The organism is Ramlibacter henchirensis (assembly GCF_004682015.1).
GTDB lineage: Bacteria > Pseudomonadota > Gammaproteobacteria > Burkholderiales > Burkholderiaceae_C > Ramlibacter > Ramlibacter henchirensis.
Genome location: NZ_SMLM01000001.1, coordinates 2,553,406 through 2,576,095 on the forward strand (window position 1 = coordinate 2,553,406; position 22,690 = coordinate 2,576,095).

Consider the following 22,690-nt stretch of genomic DNA (forward strand, 5'->3'; position numbering starts at 1 on the left):
CACGCGCTATGCGCTGGTCACTTCAGCTTCGTCTCTTTGTACTCGACGTGCTTGCGAGCCTTCGGGTCGAACTTCATGATCGACATCTTCTCGGGCATCGTCTTCTTGTTCTTGCTCGTGGTGTAGAAGTGGCCGGTGCCCGCGGTGGACTCCAGCTTGATCTTCTCGCGGCCGCCTTTGCTTGCCATGGTCGTTCCTTTAAGCCTGGCCGCGGGCCCGCAGGTCCGCCAGCACGGTTTCGATGCCCTTCTTGTCGATCAGGCGCAGGCCGGCGTTGGAAATGCGCAGGCGCACCCAGCGGTTCTCGCTCTCGACCCAGAAACGGCGGTATTGCAGGTTCACTTCGAACCGGCGCTTGGTCTTGTTGTTGGCGTGGGAAACGTTGTTCCCCACCATCGGGCCCTTGCCCGTCACTTCGCAGACGCGTGCCATGAGCACTCCATTCGCATCAAACGGCGGTCACTCGCGGCCTGAGCCTCGCAACCTGCCTCACCTCGCCAGAAAGGGTGGCGGTAACCCATCCGCTGGTGGCTGAGCCTTCCCAGGCCGCAACCAGCAAAGCCCATGATTATAGGCCTTCTTCCAGCGGCCGCCCCAGGGCCGCTTCGGGGCGGGCTTACTCCTGCTGCTCCAGGAACCGCTGCGCATCCAGCGCGGCCATGCAGCCCGTGCCCGCGCTGGTGATGGCCTGGCGGTAGACGTGGTCCTGCACGTCACCCGCGGCGAACACGCCCGGTACGCTGGTCATGGTGGCGAAGCCATTCAGGCCCGAGCGCGTGAGGATGTAGCCATCCTTCATCTCCAGCTGGCCCTGGAAGATCTCCGTGTTCGGCTGGTGCCCGATGGCCACGAAGAAGCCCTGCGTCTTCAGGTCCTCGGTCTCGCCGGTGCGCGCGTCCTTCAGCCGCAGTGCGGTGACGCCGCTGTCGTCGCCCAGCACTTCATCGACAGTCTTGAACAGCTTCAGCTCGATCTTGCCGGTCTTCACCTTGTCCATGACCTTGTCAACCAGGATCGGCTCGGCGCGGAACTTGTCGCGGCGGTGGATCAGGTAGACCTTGCTGGCGATGTTGGAGAGGTAGAGCGCCTCTTCGACCGCGGTGTTGCCGCCGCCGACGACCGCGGTGACCTGTTCGCGGTAGAAGAAGCCGTCGCAGGTGGCGCAGGCGCTCACGCCCTTGCCCATGAAGTGCTGCTCGGACGGTAGGCCCAGGTACTTGGCCGAGGCGCCGGTCGCGATGACGAGGGCGTCGCAGGTGTACTGGCCGCTGTCGCCCGTCAGGGTGAACGGGCGCTTGCTGAAGTCGACCTTGTTGATGTGGTCGAAAACGATCTCGGTTTTGAAACGTTCCGCGTGCTCCAGGAAACGCTGCATCAGCTCCGGCCCCTGCACGCCCTGCACGTCGGCGGGCCAGTTGTCGACATCGGTGGTCGTCATCAGCTGCCCGCCCTGCGCGATGCCGGTGATCAGCACGGGATTGAGGTTGGCGCGGGCCGCATACACGGCGGCGGTGTAGCCGGCGGGGCCGGAACCGAGGATGAGGACTTTGGCGTGGCGGGTGTTCATTGCGTGGAAACCTGTGTGGGAAACACCACAGGTCGGTGTACATTTCGGGTCGACCGCAGCAAGTATCAAGTGCGCGATGCACCCTGATGCTTGAGCGTTTCAATCCCGCTGATTGTAAGAACCGATTGCTTGACGCAACGCTGGAGGGAACTGGATGTCGATGCTGTCCAACCTGGAACTGATCCGCCGGGTGCCGCTGTTCGCATTGCTCACATCCAACCAAGCCGAATCCGTCGCCGACGCGGTCGTCAAGCGCCGCTTCAAGCGCGGCGAGATCGTGGTGGAGCAGGGCGAGAAGTCCAACACGCTGTTCATCATCCTCACCGGCCGCGTTCGCGTCGTGACATCGGACAAGCGCGGGCGCGAGGTGATCCTGGCCACTCTCAACCCCGGCGACTACATCGGCGAGATGAGCCTGATCGACAACGAAGCCCACTCGGCCACCGTGCGCGCCGAGGTCCAGACCGACATGCTGGCGCTGGGCCGCGCCGAGTTCGCCCGCTGCCTGCCGGAGAACAGCTCGATGGCGTACGCCATCATGAAGGGGCTGGTGCAGCGGCTGCGCCAGGCGGATCGCAAGATCGAATCGCTGGCGCTGATGGACGTCTACGGCCGCGTGGCCCGCTCGCTGCTGGAGTTCGCGGTGCCCGACCGAGAGGGCAACAGCATCATCCGCGAGCGAATCTCGCGGCAGGACATCGCCAAGATGGTCGGCGCCTCGCGCGAGATGGTCAGCCGCGTGATGAAGGACCTGGAAGACCGCGGCTTCATCGAGACGCGCGAAGACGGCTCGATGCTGGTGAAAGAGCGCCTCAGCACCCTGGGCTGACGGGCGCCGCGCCCGTTGCGTGGGTGTCACGGCAAGTGGCGTGCTGCCTGTGCGGACGGTAAGCTTCGCGCCGGATGACCTATTCGCTCAACACGCTCACCCATCCCGGCAAGTTCTCGGGCCGCGATGCCCGCCCCGCCCCCCGACTCGTTCATGAAATCGCGCTGGTGATCGGCGGCGCGGCACTGCTGTACTGGCTGCTCGCGCTGGTCAGCTACTCCGCGCAGGACCCTGCCTTCTCCACGTCCGGCAGCGGCGCCGCAGTCGCCAACTGGGGCGGCCGCCTCGGGGCGTGGCTCGCGGACGGCAGCTACTTCCTGTTCGGATTCTCGATCTGGTGGTGCTTCGCTGCCGGCGTGCGTGCCTGGCTCTCGACGCTCGCACTCTGGATGCGCGGCGGCATCGCTCCAGTCGAAACCTTCTGGCGCGGCCGCCTCGCGTTCTGGATCGGGCTCGCGATCCTGCTGTGCGCGAGCACGGGCCTGGAGTGGTCGCGCCTGTACCGGCTCGAGATGCGGCTGCCCGATCACGCCGGTGGCGCGCTCGGCTACCTGGTCGGGCCGGCCGGCGTGAAGTGGCTGGGCTTCGCCGGCTCGGGCCTGGTGTTCGTGGCGTTGATGGTGGTGGGCGCCGCGCTGGTGTTCCGCTTCTCCTGGGGGCATGTCGCCGAGCGAGTGGGCGCGCGCATCGAGGCGTTCATCGAGTCGCGCCGCGAAAAGCGCGAGATCGCGCAGGACCTGGCCTTCGGCCAGCAGGCCGCGCGGGAGCGCGAGGAGACGGTCCTCGTGGAGCGCGTCGAGATCGAGGAGCACCATCCCACGCCGGTGCTGATCGAGCCCGTCCTCGTCGACGTGCCCAAGAGCGACCGCGTCGCCAAGGAGCGCCAGAAGCCGCTCTTCACCGAAATGCCCGACAGCAAGCTGCCGCAGGTCGACCTTCTCGACGGCGCGCAGGCCCGCCAGGAAACGGTTTCGGCCGACACGCTGGAGATGACGTCGCGCCTGATCGAGAAGAAGCTCAAGGACTTCGGCGTCGAAGTGCGCGTCGTGCTGGCGCAGCCCGGCCCGGTGATCACGCGTTACGAGATCGAGCCGGCCACCGGCGTGAAGGGCTCGCAGATCGTCAACCTGGCCAAGGACCTGGCGCGCTCGCTCTCGCTGGTGTCGATCCGCGTGATCGAGACCATCCCGGGCAAGAACTACATGGCGCTGGAACTGCCCAACGCCAAGCGGCAGTCGATCAAGCTGTCGGAGATCCTGGGCTCGCAGGTCTACAACGAGGCCAAGTCGATGCTGACCATCGGCCTGGGCAAGGACATCGTGGGCAATCCGGTGGTGGCGGACCTGGCCAAGATGCCGCACGTCCTCGTGGCGGGCACCACGGGCTCCGGCAAGTCGGTGGGCATCAACGCGATGATCCTGTCGCTGCTGTACAAGGCCGAAGCGCGCGACGTGAGGCTGCTGATGATCGATCCCAAGATGCTGGAGATGTCGGTCTACGAAGGCATCCCGCACCTGCTCGCCCCCGTGGTCACCGACATGAGGCAGGCCGCGCACGGCCTGAACTGGTGCGTGGCCGAGATGGAGCGCCGCTACAAGCTGATGAGCAAGCTGGGCGTGCGCAACCTCTCGGGCTACAACGTCAAGATCGACGAGGCCAAGGGCAGGGGCGAGTTCCTCTACAACCCGTTCAGCCTCACGCCCGACAGCCCGGAGCCGCTCGAGCGCCTGCCGCACATCGTAGTGGTGATCGACGAACTGGCCGACCTGATGATGGTGGTCGGCAAGAAGATCGAGGAACTGATCGCCCGCCTGGCGCAGAAGGCGCGCGCGGCCGGCATCCACCTGATCCTGGCCACGCAGCGTCCCAGCGTCGACGTGATCACCGGCCTGATCAAGGCCAACATCCCGACGCGCATCGCGTTCCAGGTCTCCAGCAAGATCGACAGCCGCACCATCCTCGACCAGATGGGCGCCGAGGCACTGCTGGGCATGGGGGACATGCTCTACATGGCCAGCGGCACCGGTCTGCCGGTGCGCGTGCACGGCGCCTTCGTCAGCGACGAGGAAGTCCACCGCGTGGTGGCCTACCTGAAGGAGCAGGGCGGCGAGCCCAACTACATCGAAGGCGTGCTCGAAGGCGGCACGGTCGATGACGAGGGCGGCCTCGGCGATCTGCTGGGCGAGGGCGGCGGAGGCGAGAAGGACCCGATGTACGACCAGGCGGTCGAAGTGGTGCTGAAGAACCGCAAGGCCAGCATTTCGCTGGTGCAGCGCCACCTGAAGATCGGCTACAACCGCGCCGCGCGGCTGGTCGAGGACATGGAGAAGGCCGGCCTGGTCAGCGCCATGAACGGCCAGGGCCAGCGCGAGATCCTGGTGCCCTCGCGCGCCGAGTAACGGCTGGTTGCGAACTTCGCGGCCCGCCGCTGACCCAAGGCGAATGAAGAAAGCGATTTCCGCCCTCGTCCTCGGCCTGGCCACGTTCGCCGTACAGGCCGGCGGGCTCGAAGCCCTCGAGAATTTCGTCAAGGCCGCAAAAAGCGGCCGGGCCGATTTCACGCAGGTGGTGACGGCTCCGGCGCGGGAAGGCCAGACGGCCCGCAGCAAGACGTCGAGCGGCACCTTTGAGTTCAGCCGTCCGAGCCGCTTCCGGTTCGACTACCGCAAGCCATTCCAGCAGACGATCGTGGCCGACGGCCAGACGCTCTGGCTGTACGACGCCGACCTGAACCAGGTCACCGCGCGCAAGCAGGACCAGGTGCTGGGCAGCACGCCCGCGGCGCTGATCGCGGCGGCACCGGACCTGAACGCCCTGCGCCGCGACTTCAACCTGGAGGCCGCGCCCGACCGGGATGGCCTGCAATGGGTGCAGGCCACGCCGAAAGCGCGCGAGGGCCAGCTCAACCATGTGCGCATCGGATTCCGCGGCGACCAGCTCGCGGTTCTCGAGATCCTGGACAGCTTCGGCCAGAAGTCGGTGATGACGTTCAACCAGCTGCAGCTCAATGCGCCGGTCGCGGCCGGCAGCTTCGAGTTCACGCCGCCCAAGGGCGCCGACGTGATGCGGCAGTAAGCCCGCTCGCGACGAGGCACATACACTCGGCCTCGTGCCCAAGTCTGCAGTTCCCCACGCGCCCCTGGCCGAACGCCTGCGGCCCAAGTCGCTGGGCGAGGTGGTCGGCCAGCAGCACCTGCTCGGCGAGGGCATGCCGCTGCGCATCGCCTTCGAATCCGGCCAGCCGCACAGCTGCATCCTGTGGGGGCCGCCCGGCACGGGCAAAACCACGATCGCCCGGCTGATGGCCGACGCCTTCGATGCGCAGTTCATCAGCATCAGTGCGGTGCTGGGCGGCGTGAAGGACATCCGAGATGCGGTGGAGGCCGCGCAGAGAGCCCGCGACGGCCTGCAGCAGCAGCGCACCATCGTCTTCGTCGACGAAGTGCACCGGTTCAACAAGAGCCAGCAGGACGCCTTCCTGCCGCACGTCGAATCGGGGCTGTTCACGTTCATCGGCGCGACCACCGAGAACCCCTCGTTCGAAGTGAACTCCGCGCTGCTGTCGCGGGCCGCGGTGTACGTGCTGCAGCCGCTCACCGAAGCCGACCTGCAGCAGATCGTCGGCAAGGCGCAGGCGCTGGGCGCGGTGCCGCCGCTGGAGCCCGGGGCCTTGTCGCGCCTGGTGGCGTACGCGGATGGCGACGCGCGCCGGCTGCTCAATACGCTGGAAACGCTGGCGGTCGCCGCGGCGAAAGAGCAGCTCGGTGAGATCACGGACGCCTGGCTGCTCAAGGTGCTGGGTGAGCGCATGCGCCGCTACGACAAGGGCGGCGAGCAGTTCTACGACACGATCAGCGCGCTTCACAAGTCGATGCGCGGCTCCGACCCGGACGCCGCGCTGTACTGGCTCGTTCGCATGCTCGATGGCGGCGCCGATCCGCGCTACATGGCGCGCCGCATGATCCGCATGGCGGCCGAGGACATCGGCCTCGCCGACCCGCGCGCGCTGCGCCTGGCCCTGGACGCCGCCGAGGTCTACGAGCGGCTCGGCTCGCCCGAAGGCGAACTGGCGCTGGCCGAGTGCATCGTCTATCTTGCGATGGCGCCCAAGTCGAACGCGGTCTACACCGCCTTCAACGAAGCCAAGGCCTTCGTGCGCAAGGACGGCACGCGCCCGGTGCCGATGCACCTTCGCAACGCGCCGACGCAGCTGATGAAGGATCTGTCGTACGGCAAGGGCTATCGCTACGCGCACGACGAGGAGGGCGGCTTCGCGGCGGGGGAGAACTACCTCCCGGAGGGCATGGAGCCGCCGGGCTTCTACCGTCCCGTCGAGCGCGGGCTCGAGATCCGCATTGCCGAGAAGCTGCGCGAGCTGCGCGCACTCAACGAGCGCAAGCGCTGAGCGGCCGTGCGCTCGCGCACCCACACCGAGGCGCAAGGCGGGTAAACCCCGGGCGTCACCTTCCGTTTCCACAGGAGGTGCTTGGCTACAATCGCTGCGCTTTGAACCCGTCCTGTTCGCATGGCGGGTTTTTTGCTAACTGGCGGGCGCGCCCACAAGGCCGCACCGGCAGCCAAGAAGCGTGGGCCCGCGAGCGGGGGCGGCGCAACACGCCGGCCCGAGAAACGGAGTGACCTCTTATGGAAATCCTGCTGCAGCAGATCATCAACGGTCTGGTCCTCGGCAGCATGTACGCCCTGGTGGCCTTGGGCTACACCATGGTGTACGGCATCATCAACCTGATCAACTTCGCGCACGGTGAGGTGCTCATGGTGGGCGCGCTCACCAGCTGGGCGATCATCGTGGGCATGCAGGACGCGATGCCCGGCCTGCCGGGATGGGTGATGCTGCTGGGTTCGACGCTGATTGCGTGCGTCGTGGCGGCGACCCTGAACTTCGCCATCGAGAAGATCGCCTACCGCCCGCTGCGCAACAGCCCCAAGCTGGCTCCCCTGATCACCGCCATCGGCATGTCGCTCCTGCTGCAGACGCTGGCGATGATCATCTTCAAGCCGAACTACAAGCCCTATCCCACGCTGCTGCCGGCGAAGCCCTTCGAGGTCGGCGGTGCGGTCATCACCTCCACGCAGATCATGATCCTGGCGCTGACGGCGGTGTCGCTGGCGGTGCTCACCTACCTTGTCAACTACACGCGCCTGGGCCGCGCGATGCGGGCCACGGCGGAGAACCCGCGCGTCGCCGCCCTCATGGGCGTGAGGCCCGACACGGTGATCTCCGCGACGTTCATCATCGGCGCCGTCCTGGCCACCATCGCCGGCGTGATGTATGCGTCCAACTACGGCACCGTGCAGCACACGATGGGCTTCCTGCCCGGGCTCAAGGCTTTCACCGCGGCGGTGTTCGGCGGCATCGGCAACCTGGCCGGCGCGGTGGTCGGCGGCATCCTGCTCGGGCTGATCGAGGCCATCGGCTCCGGCTACATCGGCATCCTCACCGGCGGCGTGCTGGGCAGCCACTATGCCGACATCTTCGCGTTCATCGTGCTCATCGGGGTGCTCACGCTGCGGCCCTCGGGCCTGCTGGGCGAACGGGTCGCCGATCGCGCCTGAAGGAAGGAGCCGCCATGGACAAGCAAAAGAAGCTGGTGGTCTGGGCCGTCTCGGCCGTCGCACTGCTCGTGCTGCCGCTGCTGCTGCAAAGCATGGGCAACTTCTGGGTGCGTATCGCCGACACGGCGCTGCTTTACGTGCTGCTGGCGCTGGGCCTGAACATCGTCGTCGGCTACGCGGGCCTGCTGGACCTGGGATTCGTCGCGTTCTTCGCGATCGGCGCCTACATGTACGGCCTGATGGCGTCGCCGCACCTGTCATCCACCTTCCCCTGGTTCGCAGCCATGTTCCCGGACGGCTTGCATACGTCGGTCTGGCTGGTGATCCCGCTGGGCGCCGCGATCGCCGGCGTGCTGGGCATCCTGCTCGGCGCGCCCACGCTCAAGCTGCGTGGCGATTACCTTGCGATCGTGACGCTGGGCTTCGGCGAGATCATCCGCGTGTTCCTGAACAACCTGGACCACCCGGTGAACCTGACCAACGGGCCCAAGGGGCTGGGCCAGATCGACTCGATCACGCTGTTCAAGTTCGACCTGTTCGGCATCCCGGGCATCAACCTGGGCCGGTTCCTGGACATCGGCGAGTACCGGATCAACAGCGTGACGCTGTACTACTACCTGTTCCTGGCGCTGGCCGTGGTGAGCCTGATCATCTGCCACCGCCTGGAGGTGTCGCGCATCGGCCGCGCCTGGATGGCCATCCGCGAGGACGAGATCGCCGCCAAGGCGATGGGCATCAACACGCGCAACATGAAGCTGCTGGCGTTCGGCATGGGCGCCACCTTCGGCGGCGTCTCGGGCGTCATGTTCGCGGCCTTCCAGGGCTTCGTCTCGCCCGAGTCCTTCAGCCTGATGGAGTCGGTGATGATCGTCGCAATGGTGGTGCTGGGCGGCATCGGGCACCTTCCAGGCGTGATCCTCGGCGCGGTGCTGCTGTCGGCCTTGCCCGAGGTGCTGCGCTGGGTGTCGGGCACGTTCGACCTGCAGTCGGTCACCGGCGGCCGCCTCGACCCCGCCATCCTGCGCCAGCTGCTGATCGCGCTGGCGATGATCATCGTCATGCTGTTGCGTCCGCGCGGCCTGTGGCCGTCGCCTGAACACGGCAAGGCGCTGCGGCAGAACGGCGCGAGGGCCCAGCCATGACAGAGGCCGTCCTGCGCGTCGCCGGCATCTCCAAGCGCTTCGGCGGGCTGCAAGCCCTGTCCGATGTGGGCATCACCATCCTGAAGGGCCAGGTCTATGGCCTGATCGGCCCCAACGGCGCCGGCAAGACCACCTTCTTCAACGTCATCACCGGCCTTTACGAGCCGGACAGCGGCACGTTCGAACTGGCCGGCAAGGCCTACGTACCCTCCGCGGTCCACGAAGTGGCCAAGGCCGGCATCGCCCGCACGTTCCAGAACATCCGCCTTTTCCCGGACATGACGGCGCTGGAGAACGTCATGGTGGGCCGCCACATCCGCACCTCGTCGGGCCTCATGGGCGCAATCTTCCGCACCCGCAAGTTCGTCGAGGAGGAGCGCGCCATCGCCAAGCGATCGCAGGAGCTGCTCGACTACGTGGGCATCGGCAAGTACGCCGACTACAAGGCGCGCACGCTGTCCTATGGCGACCAGCGCCGGCTGGAGATCGCGCGTGCCCTGGCCACGGACCCGCAGCTGATCGCGCTGGACGAACCGGCCGCCGGGATGAACTCCACCGAGAAGGTGCAGTTGCGCGAGCTGATCGACCGCATCCGCAAGGACAACCGCACCATCCTGCTGATCGAGCACGACGTGAAGCTGGTCATGGGCCTGTGCGATCGCGTCACGGTCCTCGACTATGGCAAGCAGATCGCGGAAGGCACGCCGGCGGACGTGCAGAAGAACCAGAAGGTCATCGAGGCCTACCTCGGGACGGGAGGCCACTGATGGCGCAAGTACTGCTCAAGGTCAGTGCCCTGAAGGTCGCCTACGGCGGCATCCAGGCCGTCAAGGGCGTGGATTTCGAGGTGCGCGAAGGCGAGCTGGTGTCCCTGATCGGCTCCAACGGCGCGGGCAAGACCACGACGATGAAGGCCATCACCGGCCTGCTGCCGCTGTCCGGAGGCGACATCGAGTACATGGGCCGCAGCATCCGCGGCCGCGGCGCCTGGGACCTGGTCAAGCAGGGGCTCGCGATGGTGCCGGAAGGCCGCGGCGTGTTCACCCGCATGACGATCGCGGAGAACCTGCAGATGGGCGCCCACATCCGCAACGACCGGGCCGAGATCGCGCGCGACCTGGACAAGGTGTTCGGCATCTTCCCGCGGCTGAAGGAGCGGCGCGACCAGCTGGCCGGCACGCTTTCGGGCGGCGAACAGCAGATGCTCGCGATGGGCCGAGCACTGATGAGCCGGCCCAAGGTGCTGCTGATGGACGAGCCTTCGATGGGCCTGTCGCCCATCATGGTGGACAAGATCTTCGAGGTGGTGCGCGAGGTGTACGCCCAGGGCGTCACCATCCTGCTGGTGGAGCAGAACGCCAGCCGCGCACTGCAGCTGGCCGATCGCGCCTACGTGATGGAATCCGGCCTGATCACCATGTCGGGCGACGCCCGCCAGATGCTCAGCGACCCCAAGGTGCGCGCCGCGTACCTGGGCGAGTGAGCCGGCCCTAGTACCGGTACTGCAGCCCGATGCTGGTGGAGTGGAAGCCGTCGCGGCTTCCGCCCAGGCGCATCTCGTGACTGTCCCAGCCCAGGGTAGCGGACAAGCCCTGCGAGATTTCCATGCTCAGACCCGCACCGAACGAGAAGCCGTAGCCGTGCTCCAGCAGGGCAGGCGACGCCGCCACGGGCGAGCTGGTCGCATCGGCATAGCCGTAGGTCGCGCCCAGCTTCCCGTAGACCGAGAAAGCGCTGCCGAAGAGGGGGCGGCGGCCCACCAGGCTGAGGTTGAGGCCCTGCCGGGTCGGGCCGAGGGCCAGACGGTCCGCCGGCCCCAGGCTGAGCTGGGTGAATTCCAGCTTCCAGTGAAGCGGCGCCCTCGCTCCAGCGGCCAGCGCGGCCGCCTGGTTGGCGTCGCAGCGCAGCAGCGAAGCACCGCAGCCGATCGGGTACTGCACGCGCGAGACCTGCAGGCCCAAGCCGGGCATGAAGACGGCAGGACGCGGCTCCCAAGGGTCGGGTCCCCGATGGATCAGCTGGCCGTGGGCGTTCCCAAGGACGAGCGATAGCAACAGCGCCAGCGCGAACAGGGCTGGCGATTGACGGACGATCCGGACTGGCTCCATGACGGGCTCCTCCTGGCTGTTTCCTGTTGGAACAATCTAGGCCGGATGTAGCTCTGCTGGGTGTGAGAGTTGTCCTACAAAACGGTAGGAAGTTACTTCGGGTGCTCTCAAATAAGGAGCGACGAGCCTAGGCGTATCAACTCGCCGCAGCCGAAATTCCGAGACGCAAACCGTCTGTCGTTCTTACGATTTGTCGCCGGTACTAAGTCACGAGTACACACTCAGTCGACCTTGGCCCCGGAGGCCTTGACAACCTTTTCGTACTTGGCCAGTTCGGCCCGCATGAAGGAGGCGAACTCCTCCGGCGTGGTCGGCACCGGCTCCGCCATCAGGCCCGCGAACCGGGTCCTGGCTTCCGGAGACTGCAAGGCCGCGACGAACGCCTGATTGAGCCGGCCGATCACTTCGCGCGGCGTGCCGGCCGGCGCGACCAGGCCCCACCAGGTGTCGATGGCGAATCCCTTGAGCGTGTCGGCCACCGGCGGGGCTTCGGGCAGGTTGGGGGAACGCTGCAAGGTGGTGACCGCCAGTGCCTTCAGCTTGCCGGAGCGGATGTTCGGCGCCGCGGTGGCCAGGTTGTCGAAATTGAAGTCGACCTGCCCCGAGAGCAGCGCCAGCTGCGCAGGATTGCCGCCGTTGTAGGGAATGTGGACCGCGAAGATGCCGGCATCGCGCTTGAACATCTCCCCGGCCAGGTGGCCCGCGCTGCCGTTGCCGCCGCTGCCGTAGTTGAGCTTGGCCGGGTTGGCCTTTGCGTATGCGATTAGGTCGCGCAGCGTATTGATCTTCAGCCGCGCCGCGGTGTCTGCGTTCATCACCAGCACATTGGGCACGCGAACCATCTGCGTGATGGCGGCGAAGTCCTTGACCGCGTCGTACGGCATCTTGCTGAACAGCCAGGGATTGATGGCGTGCGTGGCGACCGCGGAAATGCCGATGGTGGTGCCGTCCGGCGCCGCCTTGGCCACCGCATCCGCGCCGATATTGCCGCCGCCGCCGGGCCGGTTTTCGATGATCACCGTTCCCAGCGTGTCCTTCACGCGCTCGGCCAGCACACGCACGGTGACATCGATCGGGCCGCCCGCCGCATACGGAACGATCAGCCGGATCGGGCGCTGGGTCTGGGCGAAGACGGGCAGGGCGGCCGCTGCAGCGGCGCCGGAGAGGAGGAGGTGTCTGCGTTTCATGGGCGGAATGGTATCGACGAGGGTTGCCGGTGCCGCAGTTGGCCGCCACGCGTGACACCCGACCACGTTGCACTGTTTGTGGGCGCACGCGCCTGCGTGCGCCGGCGAACGGATGCAGCGGGCTTTGCCCTCTGGTTGCGTCCGACTATCACAACATAACGAGCTCTGCAAGGTAACAAAAGTATCTGAACGAAACACGGCTCACTTTGGGTACTTTTGCATGGTCACACTTGCAACCCATTGCGACGGATAGTGACCTTCGCAAACAACTCTGGGCTAGCCCGAGGGAGGTGTCGGATGTGCAGGATTGCGCAGTCTCCGGTCGAAGTGCGGAAAACGCACGGCTCTCGCCTCGGCGCGGACCGACCCTCCGCTTTGCCAGAGCTTTGTAACGACCGTTACACGCATCTGCGGCGACCACCGCCGCGATGTCGCTGACGCCCCGCTGGTAGTTCCCCTCCCCAGTTCGTAGCTGGCCCGGTCGGGTCCAGCTGATTTGCTTCCCATCCGGGCCGGCGTGGAGACGCTTTGCCCAAAGAGCGTACACCGCCGGCCCGAAAACGTCCGGCTACCCAGGAGAAAGCACATGGCTACGTTGATCCGCTCGGATCTGGAATTCATCCTTCAGCAGATCCTGATCTCTGAGGCCCACGCCGCAGGGGCGGACCTGACCAACCTGGTGCCGAACGCGTTCGCGCCGTTCGGGCTGCGGACGGTGGACGGCTCGTACAACAACCTGGTGCCGGGGCAGGAGAACTTCGGGGCGGCGGACCAGCCCTTCCCCGAGGCCGTCGTTGCGGCGCCCTCGTATCCCGCCGGTCCGGCGATGACCTTCGATGCGCAGCCCCGGATCATCAGCAACCTGATCGCGGACATGACCAGCAACAACCCGGCGGCCGTGCAGGCGTTCGTCGGGGCCGGGCTGGGCACCATCGACGAGGACGGCATCCTGCGCGACCTCGAAGGCGTCGCGATCCCGCCCGGGACGCTGCTGACGATCCCCAACACCGCGCCCGACGTCGGCCTGTCGGCGCCGTTCAACTCCTGGTTCACCTTCTTCGGCCAGTTCTTCGACCACGGACTGGACCTGGTCAACAAGAGCAGCACCGAAATCATCGTCATCAACCTGATGCCGGACGACCCGCTGTACGTGGAGGGCGCTCCCAATTTCATGGTGGTCTCGCGAGCCACGCGTGATGCCGATGGCAACGCCACCAACCAGACGACGCCCTTCGTCGACCAGAACCAGACCTACACCTCGCACGCCTCGCACCAGGTGTTCCTGCGCGAGTACGTACTCGATGCCAGCGGCCGCCCGGTGGCCACCGGCAAGATGCTCGACGGCGAAAACGGCGGCCTGGCGACCTGGGCCGACATCAAGGCCCAGGCGCGCGACATCCTGGGGATCGAGCTGGACGACCTCGACGTGCTCAGCGTCCCGCTGGTGGTCACCGACCAGTACGGCAAGTTCATCCCGGGCCCTGACGGCTTCCCGCAGCTGGTGATCAGCGCCGGCCCGCCGCCGGTGACGCAGTCCGGCACTCCCGCAGCGCCGGTGGACGCCAGCATCGCGCTGCGCACCGGCCACGCCTTCCTCGACGACATCGCGCACGCCGCCGCGCCGCGCGGGTCCATGGGCCAGGTGCTGACGGCGGATGCCGACAGCATCACAGGCAACGCCGCCCTTGCGGGCCAGTACGACAACGAACTGCTGGACCGCCACTTCATCACCGGCGACGGCCGCGGCAACGAGAACATCGCCCTGACCGCCGTCCACCACGTCTTCCACGCCGAGCACAACAAGCAGGTCGAAGACATCAAGGCCACCGTGCTGGCCAGCGGCGACGCCGACTTCATCGCCTCCTGGCAACTGCCCGACGGCTCGTGGAACGGCGAACGCCTGTTCCAGGCCGCCCGCTTTGCCACCGAGATGCAGTACCAGCACCTGGTGTTCGAGGAGTTCGCGCGCAAGCTGCAGCCGACCGTTGATGCGTTCCTGGCCCCCACCGGCTACGACGCCACCATCAATCCGGCGATCTTCGGCGAGTTCGCGCACGCGGTGTACCGCCTCGGCCACTCGATGCTGACCGAGACCGTGGACCGGCTGGACCCCAACTTCGAATCCAGCGACATGACGTTGCTGCAGGCCTTCCTCAACCCGGTGGCCTTCGACGACGACGGCGCGCTGACGCCCGAGCAGGCGGCCGGCGCCATCGTGCGCGGCATGACCCGCCAGGTCGGCAACGAGATCGACGAATTCGTCACCGGTGCGGTGCGCAACACCCTGCTCGGCCTGCCGCTGGACCTGGCGGCCATCAACATCGCTCGCGGCCGCGACACCGGGACCCCGACCCTCAACGAGGCGCGCCGCGAGTTCTACGCGATGACGGGCGACAGCCAGCTCAAGGCCTACACGAGCTGGGTCGACCTGACGCTGAACCTCAAGCACGAATCCTCGGTCGTCAATTTCATCGCCGCCTACGGTAGGCATGCCACCATCACGGCGGCCACCACGCTCGAAGCCAAGCGCGCGGCCGCCGCAGCACTCGTGTTCGGCGGCGAGGGGGCTCCCGCCGATCGCCTGGACTTCCTGAACAGCACCGGCGCTTATGCGAACCTCGCCAATGGCGTCACTGTCACCGGCGTCGACGACATCGACCTCTGGATCGGCGGCCTGGCCGAACGGACGATGCCCTTCGGCGGCATGCTGGGCTCCACCTTCGGCTTCGTCTTCGAGACCCAGCTCGAGGCGCTGCAGAACGGCGACCGCTTCTACTACCTCTCGCGCCTGGCCGGCCTGAACTTCCTCACCGAGATGGAGAACGCCTCGTTCGCCAAGCTGGTGATGCGCCACACCGATGTCGTGCACCTGCCGGCGGACATCTTCTCGACGCCCGCGTGGACGCTCGAAGTCAACCAGAACAACCAGTACACCGGCCTGGGCGACGACGGCAAGGACGATCCCACCGAAGGTGGCACGGCCCTTCAGCCGCTGGTGATCCGCGATGACCCGACGACCGCCGGGCAGGATGCGCGCTACCTGAAGTACACGGGCGCGGACCACGTGGTGCTCGGCGGCACCTCCGGCAACGACACCCTGATCGCCAGCATCGGCGACGACACCCTCTGGGGCGACGGCGGCAACGACCGGCTCGAAGGCGGCGACGGCAACGACAACATCGAAGGCGGCGAAGGCCACGACATCATCACCGACAAGGGCGGCGACGACGTCCTCAAGGGCAACGGCGGCAACGACGTCATCCAGGGCGGCAACGGCTTCAACCTGATCCTCGGCGGCGACGGCAGCGACTTCATCATCACGGGCGAGGACGTCTCCGAGACGTTCGGCGGCCAGGGCAACGACTTCATCCTGGGCGCCCAGATGAACCTGCCCACCTTCGGCAACGAGGGCGACGACTGGATCGAGATCGGCACCTCCGACGGCGCCGGCGGCGACAACTTCGATCCGCAGGAGCAGAGCACGATCATCGGCCACGACGTGTTCATCACCGGCGGCGGCTTCGACGAGGTCGACGGCGAGGGCGGCGACGACGTCATGGTGTTCTCCGACGGCTCGGATCACTTCGCGGGCGGTGGCGGCTTCGACTGGGCCAGCTACGAAGCCGACCTGCTGGGGGTCAAGGTCGACCTGCTCGTCAGCGACCGCATCGAACCGCCTGTGACGCCGTCCAACCAGGGCATCCTGGACGCCTTCTCCGAAGTCGAAGGCCTGTCCGGATCAGCCCATAACGACTTCCTGAGGGGGGACGACGCCGGTGCAGACACCATCAACGTCGACGGCGCCCTGAACGGCACGCTGACCAATGTCGGCCTGTACGCCAACCTGCAGGCGCTGCTCGGCGCCGGCGTCACCTCGTTCAACTCCGGCAACATCATCCTCGGCGGTGGCGGCAGCGACATCATCGAGGGCCGCGGCGGCAACGACCTCATCGACGGCGACCGCTGGCTCAACGTGCGCATCAGCGTGCGTGCCAACGCCGACGGCACCGGGCCGGAGATCGGCAGCGCCGAGAGCCTGACCGAGCTGGTGCCCCACATGCTGTCCGGCGCGATCAACCCGGGCCAGCTCCAGATCGTGCGCGAGATCCTGACGGCGGCGCCTGACTTCGACACGGCCCTGTTCTCCGGCAACCGCGCCGACTACACGATCCAGACCGACGCAGCGACCGGCGTGACGACGGTGACCCACAACGCGCTGGACGCGGCCGGTGCCGTCATCGTGGGGGCCGACGGGATCGACACGCTCAAGAACGTCGAGCGGCTGCAGTTCAGCGACCAGGCGGTGGTCCTGGCGCCTGGGCTCAACGCCGAGCCGGCCGGCCTGCTGTCGCTCGGCGCAGGCACGCCCACGATCAACCAGGTGCTGACGGTATCCGCCGCCGGCATCACCGATGCGGACAACATCAGCCCGACCAACCTCACGGGCGCGATCACCGGGCCCATCTCCTTCGTCTGGCAAGCCGAGACCCTCGCGGGGTCCGGCGTGTTCCAGGACATCGTCACGGTGGGCGGCGCTAATCCCGAGACCGCGAGGGGCAACACCTTGCAGGTGACCGCCGACCTCGCGGGCCTGGCGCTGCGCGTGCGCGCGGTGTACGAGGACGGCCATGGGGTGCTGGAGACCGTGTACTCGGCGCCCACCGCGCCGGTCACCGGCGTCGCCGCTCCCGTGACCCCGGCCGAGCCGATCCCGGCCGAAAGCGCGGTCGAGAGCGCCGGCATCCATCTGATCCGGGCCGACCTGCAATTCATCCTGGACCAGATCCTGATCTCGGAAGCGCACTCGGGAGCCTACGGCACACCCAGCCAGGACCTGTCCTCGCTGATCCCGAACTCGCGGCTGCCCTTCGGAGTGCGGACCGTCGACGGTTCGTTCAACAACCTGGTCCCCGGCCAGACGCAATTCGGCGCGTCGGACCAGAACTTCCCGCTGCTGCTGGACCAGGTCTTCCGCAACGACCTGGACGGCGACACCTTCGATGCGAACGGTCCCGCGCCGGGCGGCGTGATCACCAACACCAACTACGCGACCACCGGCCCCGGCACCGGCCACGTGGTCGATGCCGATCCGCGCATCATCTCCAACCTGATCTCCGACCAGACGGGTAACAACCCCGCGGCCGTGATCGCCAACGGCGGCAATGCCGCGATCCAGAGCCCGGGCATGGACGGCGTGTTCGGCACCCCCGACGACCGGTCCGTCTTCTTCATCCCCAACTCGGCGCCGGACGAAGGCCTGTCGGCACAGTTCAACTCCTGGTTCACGTTCTTCGGCCAGTTCTTCGACCACGGCCTCGACCTGGTGGACAAGGCCAACAACGGCGCCGTGTTCATCCCGCTGGAGGCCGACGACCCGCTGGTGGCCGGCGCCGACGGCGTGTTCGGCACTGCGGACGACCTGGCCGCGGGCCAGCGCTTCATGATCGTGACACGGGCCAACAACACCGCCACGCACGCCGGGACCGACGGCGTGTTCGGCACGGCCGACGACGTGCACTTCCACAACAACGAGACGACGCCGTTCGTCGACCAGAACCAGACCTACACCTCGCACGCGTCGCACCAGGTGTTCCTGCGCGAGTACACGACCGACGCCGCCGGCGACACCGTGGCCACCGGCCGCCTGCTCGACGGCGCCAACGGCGGCATCGCCAACTGGGCCGAAGTGAAGGCGCAGGCCGCGCAGCTCCTGGGCATCCAGCTGACCGACCTGGACATCCTGAACGTGCCCATGCTGGCCACCGACGCCTATGGCAAGTTCATCCCGGGCGCGAACGGCTTCGCCCAGGTCGTCACCAACATGGGATTGATCGAGGGTGTCGCGGGCGGCCTGGACCTGAACAACCTGCCCGGCGGTGCCGTGGTCGCCCGTACGGGCCATGCCTTCCTCGACGACATCGCTCACACGGCCGCGCCCGTCTCAGCCACCGGGCAGGTCCTGGTGGCCGACGCCGACACGGTGGCCGGCGGACACGTCGCCGCCGGCCAGTACGACGACGAACTGCTGGACGCCCACTTCATCACCGGCGATGGGCGCGGCAACGAGAACATCGGCCTCACCGCCGTCCACTTCATCTTCCACGCCGAGCACAACCGCCTCGTCGACCACATCAAGCAAGTGGTGCTCGCCTCCAACGATCCGGCCTTCGTCGCCCAGTGGCAGACCTCGCCCGGAGTCTGGAACGGCGAGCGGCTGTTCCAGGCGGCCCGCTTCAGCACGGAGATGCAGTACCAGCACCTGGTGTTCGAGGAGTTCGCCCGCAAGGTGCAGCCCCAGGTCGACGTCTTCCTGATGGAAGGCCAAGGCTACGACTCGACCATCAACCCGGCGATCGTGGCGGAGTTCGCCCACGTGGTGTACCGCTTCGGGCACTCGATGCTCACCGAGACGGTGGACCGGTTCGACCCCAACTTCAACCTGGTCAACGGCGACACTCAGCAGACCGGCCTGATCGCCGCGTTCCTCAACCCGCTCGAGTTCTCCGTCACCGGCGCGACCGACGCCGAGTCGGCCGGCGCCCTGGTACGCGGCCTGACGCGCCAGTCGGGCAACGAGATCGACGAGTTCGTGACGGAGGCCCTGCGCAACAACCTGCTGGGCCTGCCGCTGGACCTGCCCGCGATCAACATCGCGCGCGGCCGCGACGCCGGCGTGCCGAGCCTGAACCAGGCCCGCACCGAGTTCTTTGCGATGACGGGAGACACCCAGCTGAAGCCCTACATCAGCTGGGCCGACTTCGGCGCCAACCTCAAGCACGAGGCATCGCTGGTCAACTTCATCGCGGCCTACGGCACGCACAGCTCGATCACGAGCGCCACCACGCTCGCCGGCCGCCGCGCCGCCGCCTACGCGCTCGTCTACGGCGAGAACGGCCTGGACGGCATTGCCGACAGCGGCGACGAACCGACGGTTGCCGTGCCCGCCGATCGACTCGATTTCCTGAACGGGCCTGCGGCGAGCACCGGTGTCAACGCCATCGACCTTTGGATCGGCGGCCTGGCCGAAAAGCAGATGCCCTTCGGTGGCCTGCTCGGTTCGACCTTCAACTTCGTGTTCGAAAACCAGATGGAGGCGCTGCAGAACGGCGACCGCTTCTACTACCTGGAACGCACCGCCGGCCTCAACTTCCTCACCGAGCTGGAGAACAACAGCTTCGCCAAGCTGATCATGGCGAACACCGACGTGACCCACTTGCCGGGCGACGTCTTCTCGACGCCGGGGTTCACCCTGGAAGTGGATGCGAGCAAGCAGTTCACGGGCCTGGGTGCCACCGGCCGCGACGACCCCGAAGGCGACGTGATCCGCGACAACCCGCAGACGGCCGGCCTGGACACCAACCACCTGCACTACACGGGGGACCAGCACGTCGTCCTGGGTGGGACGGCCGGAAACGACACCCTCATCGCCAGCGAAGGGGACGATACCCTGTACGGTGACGGCGGCAACGACCGGCTCGAAGGCGGCTTCGGCAACGACATGGTCCTGGGCGGTGCCGGCGACGACATCATGACGGACGTCGGCGGCGACGACAACATGCAGGGCGGCGACGGCAACGATGCCATCCACGGCGGCCAGGGCATCGACCTGATCCTGGGCGGCTTCGGCAACGACTTCATCGTCAACGCCACGGACGAGGCGGAGTCCTTCGGCGGCACCGGCAACGACTTCATCCTGGGCTCGCCGGCCGCCGAGATGGCCTTCGGCAACGAGGGCGACGACTGGATCGAGAACGGGATGGCCGACGGCAGCGCCGGCGAGAACTTCGACACGCGCGGCCTCGACGCGATCGTCGGCCACGACGTCTTCATGGGCGGCAGCGCCTCCGACCGGATGCTGGGCGAAGGCGGCGACGACATCATGGTCGGCCGCGGCGGCCAGATCGATCGCTACATGGGTGGCTCCGGCTTCGACTGGGCCTCCTTCGACCACCCCACCACCGGCGCGGTCGCCGATCTGAACCTGCGCGCCTTCAATGAAGCGCCGGTGCCGCTGTCGGCAGCCTCGACGCTGGCCCGCTTCGAGTCGGTGGAAGGCCTGTCGGGATCGGGATTCGCCGACATCCTGATCGGCGACGACGCCGATGCCGCCACGATCCCGGCATCGGGCAACAACGGCAGCGTGCTCACCAACTTCGCGCTGATCGACGGACTGCAGGCATTCGTCGACATCGGCTCCGCCGCACCGGTCACGTCGTTCAGCGCCGGCAACATCATCCTGGGCGGCGACGGCAGCGACATCATCGAAGGCCGCGGCGGCAACGACCTCATCGACGGCGACCGCTCGCTGAACGTGCGCATCAGCGTGCGTGCGAACAGCGACGGCACCGGGCCGGAGTTGCGCAGCGTTGACTCGATGACCGACCTGGTCGAAGACGTGTTCGCGGGCAGGGTCAATCCGGGACAGCTGGTCATCGTGCGCGAGATCCTCGACGGCGGCAGCGGCTTCAGCTACGACACGGCCAAGTTCCGCGGCAACATGTCGGAATACACGTGGGAAACCGACGCGCTCACCGGCGTGACGACGGTCTCGCACAACCTGGTGGACGACAACGGCGTGGTCGTGTTCGGCGCGGGCATCGACGGCGTCGACCGGCTGACCAACATCGAACGCCTGCAGTTTGCTGACCTGGCGGCGGAAATCGGCGACGTGTTCGACTCGATGCCGGACGGCCTGCTGACCATCTCCGACGACACGCCCAACAGCGGCCAGCAGCTCACCGTCTCGGCGGCGGGCGTCACCGACGCCGACAACGTCACCGCGGCGAATCCCACGGGTGCGATCACCGGGCCGATCTCCTTTGTGTGGCAGGCCGAGGTGGCGCCGGGCGTCTTCGAGGACATCGTCCGGGCGGCGGGGGTGGGCGACCTGCTGGCCACCGGCGCAACCTTCACGCCGGGAGCAGGCGAAGCCGGCCTGGTCCTGCGCGTCAAGGGCACGTACCAGGATGCGAACGGCGTGGTGGAGACCGTGTTCTCGGCCCCGACGGCGATCCTCGCCAACGGGGCGCCCCAAGGTGCGCCCAGGGTTTCCGACACGACGCCGACGGAAACCCAGGCCGTCACGGCGGTTAACAGCTTCACCGACCCGGATGGCACGACCAGCTCGGTGTTCAGCTATCAGTGGCAGCAGAGTGACGTGGGTGGCGGTGGCGTCTTCACCGACATCGTGGGCGCAACCGGCCAGAGCTTCACGCCGGGGGCGGACCAGGTGAACCGGCAGCTGCAGGTCGTCGTCTCCTTCGTCGACGACGGGGGTAACACGGAGACCGTTGTCTCCGTGCCGTCCATCGTGACGGGCGACTTCATCGCCGCGGACACCGCAGCGCAGACGCTCACCGGCAACGAGGGGCAGGACCTGATCTTCGGCGGCGCCGGCGACGACACGATCAACGGCGCCGGGCAGAACGACACCCTTGCGGGCGGTACCGGCGACGACACGATTAACGCGGGCAGCGGCAACGACACTGTCAACTACGCGATCGGCGATGGCGCCGACGCGGTGGATGGCGGCGACGGGACCGACCGGTTGAACGTCACCGGCACCGCGGGAAACAACACGCTGACAGTGACGATCTCAGGCGGTGCCCTGACCATTGTGGCGGGCAGCTCGGTGACCAGCGTTGAGTCCGTGGTGGCCGACATGCTCGGCGGCAACGATACCCTGAGCTACGCGGCGAACACGGAGGCGGTCTCGGTGGATCTCGAGGCGGGTACGGCCTCGGGCTTCACGTCGATTGCCGGCATCGAGAACGTCATCGGCGGCGCTGGCAACGACACGCTGGGTAGCGGCCTGGATGGCCAAGTCAATAGGCTGACTGGTGGCACTGGGAACGACACCTACATCGTCCAGGAATCACAGGACGTCGTGTCCGAAGGAGCGGGCGGCGGCATCGATGAAGTTCAGTCGATGGCGCTCACTTACGCGCTCAGCGACTTCGACGTGGAGAACCTCACCTTCACCGGCTGGGGTGACTTCACCGGCATCGGCAACAACCAGGCCAACGTGATCACCGGCGGCCGGGCCGCGGACCTGTTGTCCGGGCTTGGCGGCAATGACACGCTGAACGGCGGCTTCGGTGCTGATTCACTTGACGGTGGCACCGGCAACGACACGCTGAACGGTGGCGCCGGCAACGACACGCTCCTTGGCGGCAGCGGCAACGACACCGTCAACTACAGGATCGGCGACGGCACCGACGTCGTCGATGGCGGGGCGGGGACCGACACCCTCAGCTACGCCGGCAACACGGAGGCGGTCTCGG

At 67.1% G+C, this 22,690-nt stretch carries 14 protein-coding genes; 9 read left to right on the forward strand and 5 right to left on the reverse strand.

The features are described from left to right. Nucleotides 1-17: 17 nt before the first annotated feature. From rpmG to trxB, 3 genes are all read right to left on the reverse strand, one after another. Nucleotides 18-188 carry a 50S ribosomal protein L33 gene (gene rpmG / locus EZ313_RS12610; RefSeq protein ID WP_055899695.1) on the reverse strand — a complete coding sequence of 57 codons (171 nt, stop codon included), beginning with the start codon at nt 186-188 and terminating at the stop codon, nt 18-20. Nucleotides 189-198: 10 nt separating this feature from the next. After that, nucleotides 199-432 (reverse strand): 50S ribosomal protein L28, encoded by a 234-nt coding sequence (gene rpmB / locus EZ313_RS12615; RefSeq protein ID WP_135250611.1) that lies wholly within the window; start codon nt 430-432, stop codon nt 199-201. A gap of 184 nt (nt 433-616) precedes the next feature. Continuing rightward, nucleotides 617-1,567: a thioredoxin-disulfide reductase gene (gene trxB, locus EZ313_RS12620; protein WP_135263489.1), complete on the reverse strand. Its 951-nt coding sequence runs from the start codon at nt 1,565-1,567 to the stop codon at nt 617-619. A 154-nt stretch (nt 1,568-1,721) separates the two neighbouring features. Here trxB and EZ313_RS12625 point away from each other — a divergent pair, with 154 nt between their 5' ends. The 8 genes from EZ313_RS12625 (at nt 1,722) to EZ313_RS12660 (ending at nt 10,595) form a co-directional block, all read left to right on the forward strand. Further along, nucleotides 1,722-2,396 (forward strand): Crp/Fnr family transcriptional regulator, encoded by a 675-nt coding sequence (locus EZ313_RS12625; RefSeq protein ID WP_135263490.1) that lies wholly within the window; start codon nt 1,722-1,724, stop codon nt 2,394-2,396. Between the two features lie 74 nt (nt 2,397-2,470). Next, nucleotides 2,471-4,795: a DNA translocase FtsK gene (locus EZ313_RS12630; protein ID WP_135263491.1), complete on the forward strand. Its 2,325-nt coding sequence runs from the start codon at nt 2,471-2,473 to the stop codon at nt 4,793-4,795. Between the two features lie 43 nt (nt 4,796-4,838). Continuing rightward, a complete protein-coding gene (gene lolA / locus EZ313_RS12635) occupies nt 4,839-5,471 on the forward strand; it encodes an outer membrane lipoprotein periplasmic chaperone LolA (protein ID WP_135263492.1) in 633 nt (210 codons plus the stop codon). A gap of 34 nt (nt 5,472-5,505) precedes the next feature. Continuing rightward, the gene (locus EZ313_RS12640; protein WP_135263493.1) at nt 5,506-6,801 is read left to right on the forward strand and encodes a replication-associated recombination protein A; all 1,296 of its coding nucleotides are present in this window, start codon (nt 5,506-5,508) and stop codon (nt 6,799-6,801) included. A 239-nt stretch (nt 6,802-7,040) separates the two neighbouring features. After that, on the forward strand, nt 7,041-7,970 hold the full coding sequence (locus tag EZ313_RS12645) for a branched-chain amino acid ABC transporter permease (RefSeq protein WP_135263494.1): 930 nt from the start codon (nt 7,041-7,043) through the stop codon (nt 7,968-7,970). 14 nt (nt 7,971-7,984) lie between these two features. Continuing rightward, the gene (locus EZ313_RS12650) at nt 7,985-9,112 is read left to right on the forward strand and encodes a branched-chain amino acid ABC transporter permease (RefSeq protein WP_135263495.1); all 1,128 of its coding nucleotides are present in this window, start codon (nt 7,985-7,987) and stop codon (nt 9,110-9,112) included. Further along, complete coding sequence (locus tag EZ313_RS12655; RefSeq protein WP_135263496.1) at nt 9,109-9,879, forward strand: ABC transporter ATP-binding protein; 771 nt, start codon at nt 9,109-9,111, stop codon at nt 9,877-9,879. The genes EZ313_RS12650 and EZ313_RS12655 overlap by 4 nt, the downstream gene beginning before the upstream one ends. After that, complete coding sequence (locus tag EZ313_RS12660; protein WP_135263497.1) at nt 9,879-10,595, forward strand: ABC transporter ATP-binding protein; 717 nt, start codon at nt 9,879-9,881, stop codon at nt 10,593-10,595. Before EZ313_RS12655 ends, EZ313_RS12660 begins: the two co-directional genes overlap by 1 nt. 7 nt (nt 10,596-10,602) lie before the next feature. Here EZ313_RS12660 and EZ313_RS12665 read toward each other — a convergent pair whose 3' ends face one another. Both EZ313_RS12665 and EZ313_RS12670 read right to left on the reverse strand, forming a co-directional pair. After that, nucleotides 10,603-11,220 (reverse strand): outer membrane beta-barrel protein, encoded by a 618-nt coding sequence (locus tag EZ313_RS12665; protein WP_135263498.1) that lies wholly within the window; start codon nt 11,218-11,220, stop codon nt 10,603-10,605. A gap of 221 nt (nt 11,221-11,441) precedes the next feature. Next, a complete protein-coding gene (locus EZ313_RS12670; RefSeq protein WP_135263499.1) occupies nt 11,442-12,407 on the reverse strand; it encodes a Bug family tripartite tricarboxylate transporter substrate binding protein in 966 nt (321 codons plus the stop codon). 586 nt (nt 12,408-12,993) lie between these two features. Here EZ313_RS12670 and EZ313_RS12675 point away from each other — a divergent pair. After that, nucleotides 12,994-22,690: peroxidase family protein (locus EZ313_RS12675; protein ID WP_135263500.1), on the forward strand; the 9,697-nt coding region annotated here is incomplete at its 3' end.

Bases quoted from the DNA above. Each gene is read 5' to 3' on its own strand.
- rpmG (WP_055899695.1), bottom strand. From the start codon at position 188: ATGGCAAGCAAAGGCGGCCGCGAGAAGATCAAGCTGGAGTCCACCGCG.
- rpmB (WP_135250611.1), bottom strand. From the start codon at position 432: ATGGCACGCGTCTGCGAAGTGACGGGCAAGGGCCCGATGGTGGGGAAC.
- trxB (WP_135263489.1), bottom strand. From the start codon at position 1,567: ATGAACACCCGCCACGCCAAAGTCCTCATCCTCGGTTCCGGCCCCGCC.
- EZ313_RS12625 (WP_135263490.1), top strand. From the start codon at position 1,722: ATGTCGATGCTGTCCAACCTGGAACTGATCCGCCGGGTGCCGCTGTTC.
- EZ313_RS12630 (WP_135263491.1), top strand. From the start codon at position 2,471: ATGACCTATTCGCTCAACACGCTCACCCATCCCGGCAAGTTCTCGGGC.
- lolA (WP_135263492.1), top strand. From the start codon at position 4,839: ATGAAGAAAGCGATTTCCGCCCTCGTCCTCGGCCTGGCCACGTTCGCC.
- EZ313_RS12645 (WP_135263494.1), top strand. From the start codon at position 7,041: ATGGAAATCCTGCTGCAGCAGATCATCAACGGTCTGGTCCTCGGCAGC.
- EZ313_RS12650 (WP_135263495.1), top strand. From the start codon at position 7,985: ATGGACAAGCAAAAGAAGCTGGTGGTCTGGGCCGTCTCGGCCGTCGCA.
- EZ313_RS12655 (WP_135263496.1), top strand. From the start codon at position 9,109: ATGACAGAGGCCGTCCTGCGCGTCGCCGGCATCTCCAAGCGCTTCGGC.
- EZ313_RS12660 (WP_135263497.1), top strand. From the start codon at position 9,879: ATGGCGCAAGTACTGCTCAAGGTCAGTGCCCTGAAGGTCGCCTACGGC.
- EZ313_RS12665 (WP_135263498.1), bottom strand. From the start codon at position 11,220: ATGGAGCCAGTCCGGATCGTCCGTCAATCGCCAGCCCTGTTCGCGCTG.
- EZ313_RS12670 (WP_135263499.1), bottom strand. From the start codon at position 12,407: ATGAAACGCAGACACCTCCTCCTCTCCGGCGCCGCTGCAGCGGCCGCC.